Annotated in this window: 12 protein-coding genes; 2 read left to right on the top strand and 10 right to left on the bottom strand. The window is 62.7% G+C overall.

Annotated features, from left to right (window positions below; translation table 11 throughout):
* Nucleotides 1-166: 166 nt before the first annotated feature.
* Entirely contained in the window at nt 167-1,417 is a 1,251-nt protein-coding gene (locus DS839_RS21700) for a glutamine synthetase family protein (protein ID WP_368911823.1), read from the top strand.
* A gap of 64 nt (nt 1,418-1,481) precedes the next feature.
* Nucleotides 1,482-3,110, top strand: a complete 1,629-nt coding sequence (locus DS839_RS21695) for a L,D-transpeptidase family protein (RefSeq protein ID WP_162918718.1) — start codon at nt 1,482-1,484, stop codon at nt 3,108-3,110.
* Between the two features lie 154 nt (nt 3,111-3,264).
* Here DS839_RS21695 and DS839_RS21690 read toward each other — a convergent pair whose 3' ends face one another.
* The 10 genes from DS839_RS21690 to DS839_RS21645 all read right to left on the bottom strand — a co-directional run bounded on the left by DS839_RS21690 (nt 3,265) and on the right by DS839_RS21645 (nt 13,204).
* Nucleotides 3,265-4,668, bottom strand: coding sequence for a hypothetical protein (locus DS839_RS21690; RefSeq protein WP_119272565.1), 1,404 nt, complete (start codon nt 4,666-4,668; stop codon nt 3,265-3,267).
* Between the two features lie 26 nt (nt 4,669-4,694).
* Nucleotides 4,695-5,771, bottom strand: coding sequence for a TAXI family TRAP transporter solute-binding subunit (locus DS839_RS21685; protein WP_119272564.1), 1,077 nt, complete (start codon nt 5,769-5,771; stop codon nt 4,695-4,697).
* Nucleotides 5,772-5,917: 146 nt separating this feature from the next.
* Nucleotides 5,918-6,946, bottom strand: coding sequence for an acetate/propionate family kinase (locus tag DS839_RS21680; protein ID WP_119272563.1), 1,029 nt, complete (start codon nt 6,944-6,946; stop codon nt 5,918-5,920).
* Nucleotides 6,943-8,427, bottom strand: coding sequence for an MDR family MFS transporter (locus DS839_RS21675; protein WP_119272562.1), 1,485 nt, complete (start codon nt 8,425-8,427; stop codon nt 6,943-6,945). Before DS839_RS21675 ends, DS839_RS21680 begins: the two co-directional genes overlap by 4 nt.
* A 55-nt stretch (nt 8,428-8,482) precedes the next feature.
* On the bottom strand, nt 8,483-10,243 hold the full coding sequence (gene xsc, locus DS839_RS21670; protein ID WP_119272561.1) for a sulfoacetaldehyde acetyltransferase: 1,761 nt from the start codon (nt 10,241-10,243) through the stop codon (nt 8,483-8,485).
* Nucleotides 10,244-10,328: 85 nt separating this feature from the next.
* Nucleotides 10,329-11,000 (bottom strand): HalD/BesD family halogenase, encoded by a 672-nt coding sequence (locus tag DS839_RS21665; RefSeq protein ID WP_162918717.1) that lies wholly within the window; start codon nt 10,998-11,000, stop codon nt 10,329-10,331.
* 37 nt (nt 11,001-11,037) lie between these two features.
* On the bottom strand, nt 11,038-11,805 hold the full coding sequence (locus DS839_RS21660; RefSeq protein ID WP_119272559.1) for a Stf0 family sulfotransferase: 768 nt from the start codon (nt 11,803-11,805) through the stop codon (nt 11,038-11,040).
* 1 nt (nt 11,806) lies between these two features.
* On the bottom strand, nt 11,807-12,088 hold the full coding sequence (locus DS839_RS21655) for a cupin domain-containing protein (RefSeq protein WP_119272558.1): 282 nt from the start codon (nt 12,086-12,088) through the stop codon (nt 11,807-11,809).
* A 16-nt stretch (nt 12,089-12,104) separates the two neighbouring features.
* On the bottom strand, nt 12,105-12,824 hold the full coding sequence (locus DS839_RS21650; RefSeq protein WP_119272557.1) for an LrgB family protein: 720 nt from the start codon (nt 12,822-12,824) through the stop codon (nt 12,105-12,107).
* Nucleotides 12,821-13,204 (bottom strand): CidA/LrgA family protein, encoded by a 384-nt coding sequence (locus tag DS839_RS21645; protein WP_119272556.1) that lies wholly within the window; start codon nt 13,202-13,204, stop codon nt 12,821-12,823. Before DS839_RS21645 ends, DS839_RS21650 begins: the two co-directional genes overlap by 4 nt.
* Nucleotides 13,205-13,431: the final 227 nt, after the last annotated feature.

Raw genomic sequence — 13,431 nt, 5'->3', positions numbered from 1 at the left:
CAATCCCTGTTTCCTCCGTCAAGAAGCCCGGCTAAGGTAAGGCCCCGTAACAATTTTATAGGGTATCATGTCGCAAGCGAAATTTGAGGAATGGATTAGTGAACGCCGGATCAGTGAAGTGGAATGTTTGGTGGCCGATATGTCCGGAACGGCCCGGGGGAAGATCTTGCCCCCGTCGAAGTTTTTGAAAGGCAACAAGTCGCGGGGCTTGCGCATCCCCGAAGAAGTTTTCACTCTGACCATCAATGGCCGCTATGTGTGGGAAACGTCCGCCGTCAGCGATTCAGCCATCGATATATATCTGCAGCCCGACTTCAACACCATCAGGCTCGTGCCCTGGTACAAGGAGCCGACCGCGCAGGTGATCTGCGATGCCTTCCATCTCAATGACGAGCCGGTCGAGATCTCGCCGCGCCATGTGCTGACGCGCGTGCTCGACCTCTACAAGGAGAAGGGCTGGCGGCCGGTCATCGCTCCCGAGCTCGAATTCTATTTGGTCAAGCGCAATATCGATCCCGACTATCCGCTCGAGGCGGCGGTCGGCCGATCGGGGCGCAAGGAGGCGGGCGGCCAGGCCTATGGCATCGACGCCGCCAATGATTTCGATCCCATCGTCGAGGACATCTATGATTTCTGCGAAGTGCAGGAGCTCGACGTCGACACGCTGAGCCATGAAAGCGGCCCGGCCCAGCTCGAGATCAATTTCAATCACGGCGATCCGCTCGAGCTCGCCGACCAGGTGTTCCTGTTCAAGCGCACCGTGCGCCAGGCGGCGCTGAAGCACGACATGTATGCGACCTTCATGGCGAAGCCGCATGAGAACGAGCCCGGCTCGTCGATGCATATCCACCAGTCGGTCATGGACGTGAAGACGGGCAAGAACGTCTTTGCCGGCAGGGACGGCAAGCCGTCAAAGCTGTTCCTCGCGCATATTGCCGGCTTGCAGCGCTATCTTGCCGCCGCCTTGCCACTCGCCGCCCCCAATGTGAACTCCTACCGCAGGCTGGTGCCCGAATCCGACGCGCCGACCAATGTCCATTGGGCCATCGACAACCGCACGGTGTCGCTCAGGGTCCCGTCCTCCGATCCTTCCAATCTCAGGGTCGAGAACCGCGTGCCGGGCGCCGATGCCAATCCCTATCTCGCTTTCGCCGCCTCGCTCGCCTGCGGCTATCTCGGCATGATCGAGCGGCTGAAGCCTTCCGATCCGGTCGAGGGCTCGGCCTATCGCTATGCCCATACTTTGCCGATCAGCCTCGATGAGGCGCTCGACAAGTTGAACTACACCAAATCCTTCAAGCAGGTGCTGGGCGAGAAATTCGTCGAGGCCTTCCAGGACGTCAAGCACGAGGAGATGCAGCATTATCGCCGCGTCATCAGCTCGTGGGAGCGCGAATATCTGCTGCTCAATGTATGACGCCATTGCCTGAATCGTTGAGATTGCCGATGATGTGATGCGGATGGGTTGCGGAGGCCGGATAATGACTTTACGTCGTGCGACGACAGCGCTGGCGCTCATCGTGACACTGGCTTTCGCCATGCCCGCCTTCGCCGGCAAAGGCGATCGCTCGGCGGGCCCTTCCTATGGCGACATGACGTCGTCGATCGCGCTGATGCTCGCGGCTCCTGAGCGCCTGGAATTGCCACTGGAGCGCATTAGGCAGCAGCTCAAGACCCACTATGTCGACAATGGCGGCACCGTCTATTGGGTCGGCACCGGGCGCATGACGCCCTTCATCCAGAGGCTGCTTGATGCCGAGGATGACGGGCTCAATCCGGACGACTATCCGATCGACACGCTGATCGATCTGCGCGACGGGCTCGATGCGAATGATCCGATGAGCGCCGCCAGGGCCGAGCTCTATTTCTCGGCCTTCTTCGTCGCCTATGCCTCCGATCTCAAGACCGGCCGGGTCATCCCGCAGAAGGTCGACCCGCGGCTCTTCCGCAACCGCAAGACGGTCGATGTGCTGGCTGTCCTGACCGACATGAACAAATATCGCGGGCCCACCCAGTATCTCAATGTGTTCGAGCCGAAGAACCCGCAATACCAGGCGTTGAAGAAGCTCCTCCGGGACTATCGCGATCTCGAAGCCAAGGGAGGCTGGGGCACGATCGAGCCTGGCGAGAATTTGAAGCCTGGCATGACCGAGCCGCGCGTCGCCGAGGTGCGCAAGCTGCTCGGCGCCACCGGCGATTATGAGTGGCAGACGCCGGGCGATCCCGATTTCTATGACGAGCAGCTCGCCATCGGCGTGAAGCGCTTCCAGGCGCGGCACGGGCTCGAGGCGAAAGGCCTCATCGGCAAGCAGACGATCATCGCCATGAACGTGCCGGTCGAGGAGCGCGTACGCCAGATCATGCTCAATATGGAACGCTGGCGCTGGATGCCGGAAAATCTCGGCGACTATCATTTCCTCGTCAATATCGCCTCTTTCGAGCTGCAGCGTATCCAGGCCAACACCATCATCGACCGGATGAACACAGTAGTGGGGGCGCCGGCGACACAGACGCCGGAATTTTCCGACGAGCTCGAATATGTCGAGTTCAATCCGACCTGGACGGTGCCCTACAGCATCGCCACCAAGGAGATGCTGCCGCGGCTCAGGCGCAATCCTTTTGCCTATGCGGGTGATTTCGAGGTCTTCGTCGCGGGCAAACTCGCCTCCTGGGGATCGATCGACTGGTCGGCCTATGGGCCCGGCAAATTCCCCTTCACCTTCCGCCAGAAGCCCGGACCGAAGAATGCCTTGGGCAAGGTCAAGTTCATGATGCCCAACAAGCACAATATCTATCTCCATGACACGCCGGCCAAGGACAAGTTCCTGCAGACGGCGAGGGCTTTCAGCCATGGCTGCATCAGGCTGTCGCGTCCGGTCGAACTGGCTTATGGGCTGGTGCCCGATCTCGGCGGCTGGTCGAAGGCGCGGATGGATTCGGCCTGGGCCAGCGGCAAGACCACGCGGGCATCGTTCACCGACCACATCCCGGTGCATCTCATCTACGGCACGGCCTTCAGAGGCGATGCCGGCATGATCGAGTTCCGCCCGGACGTCTATGGCCGCGACCGTAAGCTCTATAACGCGCTGTTCGGGCGGCCAACTTCGTGATCCCCATCTCGTCATGGCCGCCCTTGAGGCGGCCATCCAGTCTTTCCGTCAGACCGTTTCCAAATTGAAGGACTGGATGGCCGGGTCAAGCCCGGCCAGGACGGAGTGGAGCGGAGGAGAGGCAACGCCTCGTGATCGGCCCTCGGTGCGCGGGCTACTGCTTCAGCCAGCTCTCGAGGCCGTTGATGGCGGTGTCGGCATCCTCGATTCCGGCGGTGCGCGCCTCGAGGTAGTATTTGAGCGCCATGGTGGGATCGGGCTTGAGGCCTTGCACATTCTTCTCGCGGAACACGACCGGATCATAGGTCTTGCCGAGGCGCAGCGAGGCTTCGCGGTCGCCGAGATCGCGCGCCCGGCGGAAGAAGGCGCGCGCCGCGGTGAAGTCGCCGATGTCGAGAAGCTTGTCGCCATTGCGCAGCAGCGTCGCGCTGTCCGCCGTACCCGTCTTGGTCTTGCTTTCCATGGGCGCCGGGATCGGTTGGGCCGCAGCAGCAGTCTCATGCGGTGATGCGGCGGGGGGCAGGTTGAAATTCCGCTTTACCGTATCGGTCGCCGGCGCGGAGGCGGGCAGTACTTTCGATGCGGCCGTTGGTGCCGGCACATCGAGGGCGACCTTGATCTCCTCGCTCGGCGCCGCGAGATCGCCGGTACGCGGTTCGATCGCTTCGACATTGATGAGGAGGGACGAGCTCTCGGCCTTGGGCACCATGAGCTTGACGCCCTGGGCCTCGCCGCGCTTCAGCAGCCAGGCATTGTTCGCGAGCTTGGTGCCGGCGGTGAGATAGGCATCGGCCGGCAGGCCGGTGAGGCGCAGGGCGATGTCCTGGTCCGGTTGTCCCGGCTCCGCGCTGATCGACAGCGGGATCGGCGTGTTCACATTCCCCTTGGCATCACTGACATCAAGCCTTGCTGTGGTGACCGGCTTCTTGAACGATCCCGGCGTGCTGCGGCTTTCCGGCACGATCGCCCCGGTATTGGCGGCAGCGACGGCATTGTCCTGGATATTGAGGCCGGTCAGGAAGGCGCCGATCGAGTCGAAGGCGGTTTCGCTGAGCTCGCCGCCATTGGCCCGGTCATAGACGACGGCGCCACCGAGCGCGCCGACGGCGATGGAAGCGAAGCCGGCGATAACGGCGTCCCGCAGCCGCAAGCCGCCCGAAGCGCGGCGTGGCGGACGGCGGCGGCGCCGCGGCGTCTCGTCATCCCAGTCGATCTCGTTCTCGTTGCTCGCGGCGTTATGCTCACCCGGCACAAACCGGCGGTTGCCGATCGGCGCGAGTGACTCGTCCTCGCGCGGCTCGCGCATCTTGGCATAGCGCATATAGGCTTCGAGCTGGCTCGGCCCCCGCTCGCGCGGATTCTCGGCAGCCTCTTGTTGCGGTTGCGCGGTCTTGTCCGGTTTCTTCTGGGCAGGCTCTGCCTCTTTGGCCGGCTTCTCGGCCTTGTCCGCTTTGGGCTTGCCTTTCAGCTCGCGGCCCAGGAACCATAGGCCCCGATCCGCTTCCTCGCCTTCCTGCTCGGCTTCCGGCGCAGGTTTCTTGGCGCGCTTCGACTTCATCACAAACTCCTCAAACCCGGCGCCAGTTACTGAAGCGCGCTCGACTTCATCTCGCTCAAATCGATGCCGGCATTGCTCCGCTCGAGATAGGACTGGAACGCGGCCTTGAGGGCGGCCTCTTCCTTGGTCTCGCTCTCGGCCCGAGCCCGCTTGCGGTCGGCCAGCCACTCATCGGCGCTCACATAGCGGGTCCAGCCCGGAAGGTCAGCAGAAAGATTGACGTCATTCCAGGCGGCCTGCCATTGGCCGGTCTGCAGATCACCGATGCCCGAATAGAGGACGTCGGCGAATTTCCGCAGCTTGTAGTAGCGATCGGTTCCCTTCTTCCAGTTGAAGACGGCAACCGCATAGCTGACGCCCAGTGTCTGGGTGGCGCCCTCGGGCGCCAGGCCGCGATAGCTCCGGGCGGTGAGCATTGCCGGCGCATAGATCCGATCGAGCTCGTCATTGCTGGCGACATTGAGGAGTTTGAAGTCGCCGGCCCGGGCCAGCTCTTCGGCGACGGACGAGGGTTCGGGCGCCAACAGGACGATGGCGTCGACCTTCCCGTCCTTGAGCAGCTTGGCCGCTTCGGTCTCCCGGCCCTCGACGGCGTTGAAACTGATGCCGAGGGACTCGAAAACCAGGCTTGCCGTAACGAAACGCGCTTCGCTGGCGGCGCCGACATTGATCTTCTTGCCGGCGAGATCCTTGAGCGTCGCGATATCCTTGCGGGCGATCACATGGAGCTGCGCCGAGCCGAGGCGGGCTATGTAGGTCACCTTCTTCTCGACATCCTCGACCAGGCCCTGCTTGCGCATATAGGCGACCGTGTCGGACGGGATGATGCTGGCATCGATGCCGCGCAGGAAGAGGAGGTCACGTAGCGCCTCGACGGGCCCACGTCCCATGACGGGAAGAATGCGCAGATCGTGCTCGGCTTCCATCAGCGCCGCGAGATCGGCGGCGTAATGCGAAGCCTGTATATCGTTACCATCGGTAATAAGCGTGACAGCGCCCGCATTCATGCGCGCGACGTCCTTGGTGTCTTCCCCCTGAACCGACCCAGCGGTAGTGAGCAAGGTCGCTGCGAGTACGCATACCAATCTCAAGGCTTTACTCATGCCTTGTCTCCCAGCTTGTATGCCGTCCCAAAATTCCTACAGGGTGTTTCCCCGCGCCTGTCGAAAGTATCAGTCAAGACCCAGATTATGGCACAGGTCCGGCATTTGTGTGGATTCTTTACTTTTTGTTAACAAGGTGCCTAGGGTTAGGTAATTAATCCTGTTACGTGGCGAGCAATGACCATTTCTTCATTGGCTAGCACAATATGCACCGGAAGGGCGTTTATCCAGGCAAGATGGTGAATGATGCGTCGGCGGACAGGCTCGGCGTTCTCGCCAATGCCGCCGGTGAAAACCATGGCGTCGACCCCGCCCATGGCGGCAATGAGGGAGCCCGCCTGCCGCGCGGCCCAGTAGCAATAAGTCTCGATGGCGTTGCGGGCCTGAGGCGCTGAGCTTTCGAGCAGCGAGCGCATGTCGCTGGTGAGGCCGCTCAAGCCCAGGAGGCCGCTTTTCCGGTAGAGGATTTCCTCCATTTCTTCAGGCGTTAGACGATCATCCTTCATGATCGCTAGAACGACGCCGGGATCGAGGGCGCCGGGCCGTGTCCCCATCACCAGCCCATCGAGCGTCGAATATCCCATGGTGGTGGCGACCGACCGGCCATCCTTCACGGCACAGAGGCTGGCGCCATTGCCGAGATGGGCGATGAGGAGGCGCCGCGGAAGGGGCGCTCCCGTTTGCGCCGGAAGTGCCGAGACGACATGCTCGTAATTGAGGCCGTGAAAGCCATATCGCCGATAGCCGCGCTCGAAATAGGACGCGGGCAAAGGGAAGCGTGCGGCGATCTCGGGCTGGGTCGCATGGAAGGCCGTGTCGAAGCAGGCGACCTGCGGGATACTCGGCGCCTTTTCCCGAAGTAAGCGCAGGGCATCGAGGCCGTAGGGTTGATGCAACGGCGCGAGCGGGCGCAAGCGGTTGAGCTTCGCCTCGATATTATCATCGACGAGGACGGGCCCTGAGAATTCGGTGCCGCCATGGACGATGCGATGGCCGATGCCGGCAAGCCCGGTGACATCGATCTTTTCGGCCGCGAGGCGGGCAAAGAGCGCGGCGAGCGCTTGCGAGCCGGCGCCCTGGACCTGGTCCTTGAACCGCAAGGCGAGCTCCGGACGCTCCTCCAACAGCGCGAATTTGAGGGTCGAGGATCCGGCATTGACGACGAGGAGGGTCACTCCGCTGCTCCCGCAGCCGGCCGCGTGAAAGTGCGCAAAGGTCGCTCTTCCATCGCAGAGAGGCTCGCAAGAGCCACCAGCAAGCCCAAGGTCGCGGCACTGAAGACCCAACGGAAGACCGAGCCGATATCGCGGCCGGCGGCGGCGAAGGTGCTCGCGAGGTTTTCTATAGTGACATGAGCCGCCATGTCCGCCGGCAGGCTGCCGATCACGATGGCCCCGAAGGCGGCGACGATCAAGGCGCCGCCCAGCGAGCGGAAGAAGTTCAATGTGCCTGTGGCCGTGCCCATCTGATGCGGCTGCACGGCATTCTGGATCGCCACCAAAGTGAGGGGGAACACCGTGCCGAGGCCGACGGACGCCACCGTCAGGATCACTGCCAGGGCGGCAAGCGGCAGGCCTTGCGGCGCGAGCGACACCCCTGCGAGGCAGGCGGCGGCAATGGCGAGGCCCGCCATCGTGGGGCGCTTATAATGCGTGATGCGCGCCATCAGGCGGCCCGAGAGGGTGGCCCCCGCGACCGTGCCCACCATCAGCGGGATGAGCGTGAAGCCGGACTGGCTGGCGGTGAGCCCATACATGCCCTCGAGGAAAATCGGCGTGTAGATGGTGAGGCCGATGAATACGCCGATGGCCGAGCAGGCCGCGGCGATGCCCATCGCGACGACAGGGTTGGCAAGGATTTCGATGGGGATCAAGGGCTCGGGCGCGGTCTTCAGGCGGGCAATGAAGGCGATCGAGAACAGGAGAAAGGCCGCGAGCAGGCCGAGGATCGGCGCCGATGTCCAGGCGTAATGCGGGCCGCCGAGGCTCAGCGCCAACAACAGGGCGGTGGTGGCGATGATCATCAGCCCGGCGCCGAGGAAGTCGAGCCTATGCGGCTTCTCATGCCGCGGCAGCTTCTTGAGCAGCGAATTCGTCATCCAGAAGGCCAGGAGGCCGAGCGGCAGGTTGATCCAGAAGATCGCCGACCAATGCAGTTTTTCGGCCATGAAGCCGCCGAGCGCCGGCCCGGCGATGCTCGATGTCGCGAAGACGCTGGCGATATAGCCCTGATAGCGCGGCCGTTCCTTGGGCGACACGATATCGGCGATGATGGTCTGCGCCAGCGAGATCAGCCCGCCGCCGCCCAAGCCCTGGAGCGCCCGCGCCAGGATCAGGGCCAGCATCGTCGGCGCAAGGGCGCAGAGGATCGAGCCCACGATGAATATGCCGATGGCCACCAGCAGCGTCACGCGCCTTCCGGCGATGTCTGATATCTTGCCATAGAGCGGGGTGACCGCCGTCGAGGTCAGGAGATAGGTGGTGACGACCCAGGGGAGATTCTCGAAATCGCCGAGCAGCCGCCCGATCGTCGGCATGGCGGTCGCGACAATGGTCTGGTCGAGGGCGGCGAGGAACATCGCCACCATCACGCCGAAGATGATCGAGCGCACTTCAGGGGGTGTCAGCGCGGAACTGGTCTTATCCGAATGGGGCATTCCTGCGCCTCAATAGCAGGAACTTCCCACCCGGCACACCAGCCGATCCTGCATATCAGGCAGGAGCCTTCACATTCGTGTGCTTGTACTTGTCGAGCAGGCGCTGGGGGTATTTGAGCGCGTCACGGCGGAAGGGGTCGCCCAGTTCCTGCGTGACCATGACTTCGATGACCGTGGTCTTACCCTTCTTCTGGGCAGCGCAGGCCTTGTCCAGCGCCTCGCCGACATCGCCAAGCTTATCGATGGTCTGGCCTTCGGCCCCGAGCGAGCGCGCGACCTCGGCCCAGCTCGGATTCTTGAGATTAACCCCTAAGAACCGCGTGTCGTAGAAATCGACCTGGTTCTTCTTCTCGGCTCCCCATTGCTTGTTGTGGAAGACGACCGCGGTCACCGGGATGTCCTCGCGCACGCAGGTCAGGATCTCGGCGAAGCTCATGCCCCAGGCGCCGTCGCCGACATAGGCCACGGCCGGCCGGTCGGGGGCGGCCACCTTGGCGCCGATGATGGCGGGCAGCGCATAGCCGCAATTGCCGAAGCTCATCGCCGCGAACATCGAATTGGGCTGGTTGAAGCGCAAATAGGAATTGGACACCGAGCAGATATTTCCGATGTCGGTCGACACCATGGCATTCTCCGGCATCGCCTTCTCGAGCTCGCGCAGCATCTGGCGCGGATGCATGTAGGGCGAGCCCTTGGCGATCTCGAGCGACCAGCCGTCCTTCTCATGCGTCCAGCTGTCGAGTTCCTTCTCCCAGGCATCCTTCTCCGCCTTGATCTTCTTCTTGCGCTCGTCGGCATTTGCGGACGAGGCGAGCTTGCGGTTGGCGAGACGGTAGGAGAGCGCCTTCGCCGCCTCCTTGGCGTCGCCGACGATGCCGACCGAGATCTGCTTGACGAGGCCCAGCATGCGGTGATCGCTGTCGACCTGGATGATCTTCGCGTTCTTGGGCCAGTAGTCGAGCCCGTGCTGCGGCAGCGTGCCGAAGGGGCCGAGGCGGGTGCCCAGCGCCAGCACGACATCGGCCTCGGCGATGAGCTTCATGCCGGCCTTGGAGCCCTGATAGCCGAGCGGGCCGCACCACAGCGGATGCTTGGCCGGGAATGAGTCATTGTGCAGATAGGAATTGACGACGGGCGCGGAGAGCTGTTCCGCGAGCGCCACGCATTCGGCAACGCCATCGGAGAAGATGACGCCGCCGCCCGACACGATGACCGGGAACTTCGCCTTGCTGAGGAGGTCGGCCGCCTCGTCGAGATCGGCATCGGCGCCGGGACCGCGGGCGATCTTGCGCGGCCTGGCGATCTCGTAATCCGCCTCGCCATAGAAATTGTCGCGCGGGATATTGAGCTGGGTGGGGCCTCTCTCCGACATCGCCATGTCGAAACAGCGCGCGGTGAGCTCGGCCATGCGCGGATGCTTCGCCACATGCGCCTGGTATTTGGTGATCTTGGAGAAGATCGGCAGCTGCTCCGTCTCCTGGAATCCGCCGAGGCCCATGGTGCCGGAGCCCGTCTCGGGGGTCACGACGACGACCGGGGAATGCGCCCAATAGGCCGCCGCCGTCGAGGTCACGAAATTGGTGATGCCGGGGCCGTTCTGGGCGATGCAGACGCCATGGCGGCCGGAGACCCGCGAATAGCCGTCCGCCATGTGGCCGGCGCCTTGCTCATGTGCCGTCGGGATGAAACGGATGCCGGCGGTCGGGAACAGATCGAGCGCGTCCATATAGGCCGAGCCCACGATGCCGAACACATTCTTGACGCCATAGGCGGCGAGCGTCTCGACGAAGGCTTCGGAGGCGGACATTTTGGGCATGCGAGGCTCCTGGGGCAGGGGAAAGGGATGGCATTTTCCCTATTCTGGCATCCCAGCCCATGAAAGCGCCAGTTCCGGAGGTCACTCAGGTCCAGAGCGCCCGCAGGCCGAAGAAGGCCGTGTCCTTGACCCTGCGCGCCATCCCTTGCAGGGCGGAATTCCGCGGATCGGCGCAATAGGTCATGCTCCAGATCACCCGCTTCTCGCCTTCGGCAATGGGCGTCACCTTATGGCGCACAGTCGCGCCTTCGAAGACGATCATGGCATTGGGCGGCGTCGGGATCACGCGCTCACGGCCCTTCTGCCTGACCATCAGCCGCGCTTGCGAGAGGCCGTTGGGTTCGCGCCCGCGGTTGATGAGCGGTATGAGGACGGTGAAATGCCGGCCCTTGTAGAAATTATGGTCATAGTGCCAGCCGATATGGTCGCCTGGCTTCTCATAGAAGAGCACCGAGCAGGAGCTTTGGTCATGCAAGGGTGTCGGCTCGATTCGGAGCTTGACGATGTCCGAGACCAGCGCCTGCAAGCCTGGTGAGCGATAGAGCGCGACGAGGCTCGGCGCCTTCAGCTCCAATGTCTCATAGGCGACGGTGCCGCCTTTCTTATGCGCCGGCAAATAGCTGCGCTCGGTCTCGACCAGCTTCTCCACCTCATCGACGAGACGAGCGAAATCATCGGGCGGCAGAATGCTGTCGAGCGTCGCCAGACGCTCAGCGAAAGAGGGCAAAGGCTGATCGGGCGTGAAAAGTGGGTCCATCTTGAGGACCCGTACTCTAGCTTTCGACTTTACAATTTTATGACATGGCCGGGCTGTGCTTGAGGTCGGCATGATAACGCCGCATCCAGTCGAGGCTTGTCGCGTCGGCCAGTTTTGCAACGCCGGGCTTCACATCATCGGTATCCGGCGCCGCAACACCGAGTGCATCGCAGATGCATATCAATGCGGCGGCGGGATCGGCCGAGAGCCGCTCATAGCCGATACGCAGAGGACTTATGTCCTGCTCTTCGAACCACGTGTTCCAGGCGTCGTCGTAGCTCTCGAGCTCCATGATCTCCTGCCTGATGCGCTGGAAGTCATACTGGGGGTCTTTCGCCGGGGCCAGCCGCTCGATCTCGGTTCCGTCGGGAGCGATATGCCAGAGGCCGGTCTGCTCAGCTTTGACCAGCGAAATGGCCTGGGCGAGCTTGTCGTCGCGGGAGAGGTGCAGGTAGAGGATCTTGCCGAAGGCTTTTTCGAGACGTGCCCTGTCCGATGGCAGACCTGGTTGGATTTGATCCAGGATGGCCGAGAGTTCGTCCAGATTTTCCCGCATCAGGCGAAGGCCGAAGATGTCCGTGCTGCCCTTTCCGGCCCTGATTGCCGCTTCGAGGAAGGCAATATTGAATTCCTTCCCGGTCATCGTGTCGGAGCTCGGCAAGTTCCATTCCTGAGCCCACCAGGAAATGGTCTGCCGCCGATAGAACGAGTCAGGATTGCCGGTTCTCCTTGTGGAGGCCAGGAGGCCGCACAAGAGCGTGCTGCCGGTTCGCGGCGTGCCGCAGATGATGTAGGCGTCGAACATTCTATTTGATCTCGATCTCGATGAAGGCATATTCGCCGTCATTGGCATTGATGACGTCGTGCTCGACGCCTTCATTGCGGAAATAGGGCACGCCCTTCTTCATCTCGGCGAAATTCTCGCCTTGCTTGGTGAGGAGTTTCACCTTGCCATCCATCAGGGGCACGACGACATAATCATGGCCATGCCGGTGCCAGCCGGTATTGGCGCCGGGCGCGAAGCGGTATTCGGTGACGATCACCCTGTCGTTCTCGATATGCTTGATGGCTTTGGCGGTGCCGGACATCGATGTCTCCTTTGTTTTATTTGAGGAACCAATAGAGGATGAAAGGAAGGATGAGGGCGGTCATGACCGCATTGAGCGCCATGGCGATGCCGGCGAAGGTGCCGGCCACCTCGTCGACGACGAAGGCCCTGGCCGTGCCGATGCCATGCGCCGCAAGGCCGGCGGCGAAGCCGCGCGCGGCATAGTCCTTGAGGCCCAGCGCGTTCATCAGCGGCGTGACCATGATGGCGCCAAAAAGGCCGGTGGTGACGACAAGCACGGCGGTGAGCGCCGCTTCGCCGCCGAATTGCTCGGCGATGCCCATGGCGACGCCCGCCGTCACCGATTTGGGCGCCAGTGCCGCGAGCACCGGATCGGGCAGGCCGAAATAGGCCGCGACGGCGAGCGCCGAGACGACGGCGGTCACCGATCCCATGACCAGAGCGGCGATCATCGGCAGCAGGTTTTCCCGCACTTTGTCGAGATTGCGATAGAGCGGTATGGCGATCGCCACGATCGCGGGCCCCAGAAGGAAGTGCACGAACTGCGCGCCCTGGAAATAGGCGGCGAAGGAGGTGTGGGTGACGATGAGAAGGGTGCCGAGCGCAATGATCGAGAGAAGGACCGGATTGACCACCGGATGCCGGCCCGATGCGACGGCGATCCGGTCGGCAGCGATCCAGACGATCAAGGTGACGGTCAGCCACAGAAGCGGCGTCGAAGCGAGATAGACCCAGAGATCGAAAGCCGGCGTCATGACACTCCCCGCGGCGACCGCCAGCTTTTAACCGCGGTGAAGGTCAGCGCGGTGACGGCGAGGGACAAAGCGGTGGAGACGAAGAGCGCCAGGAACAGGACCGGCCCATAGGTTTGCAGAAGATGCAGGTGATCGATCACACCGACACCCGCCGGCACGAAGAGGAGGGAGAGATGCTGCAGCAATCCTTGGGTCGCGCGCCCGAGCGCCGTGTCGTTGATCGATACCGCGCTCGCCTTCCCGAAATTCTGCGCGATGACGAGGCCGGCGAAGAGGATGAGCAATCCGATCACCGGACCGGGCATGGGCAGGCCGAAGCCATGCGACAGGACCTCGCCCGCAAGCTGGCAGAGGAGGAGAAGAGCGAAGGTCTCGATCATGTAGGCAGGCTATCCGAGCATTATACGAGGTCAAGCGTGGTCGCGAAGCCGCTATTGCCTCCCCTTTGTTCATGTTGCCGGGCGGACTCAATGCGAAAGGTCAAGCAATCTAGAATCCGGGATTGGGGTAGGGCAAGCGCCGCTTGTAGGGCCTTGGTCCAACTGCCGCGCGCTCCCCCGGTCGTATAGGCTTGGCGAGGTTTCCAGTACCGACTTCACGCCTCTAC

The sequence above is a fragment of the Taklimakanibacter deserti genome (assembly GCA_003574785.1).
Note: the sequence above shows the minus strand (reverse complement) of the source record. Positions and strands in the feature narration are given on the sequence as shown.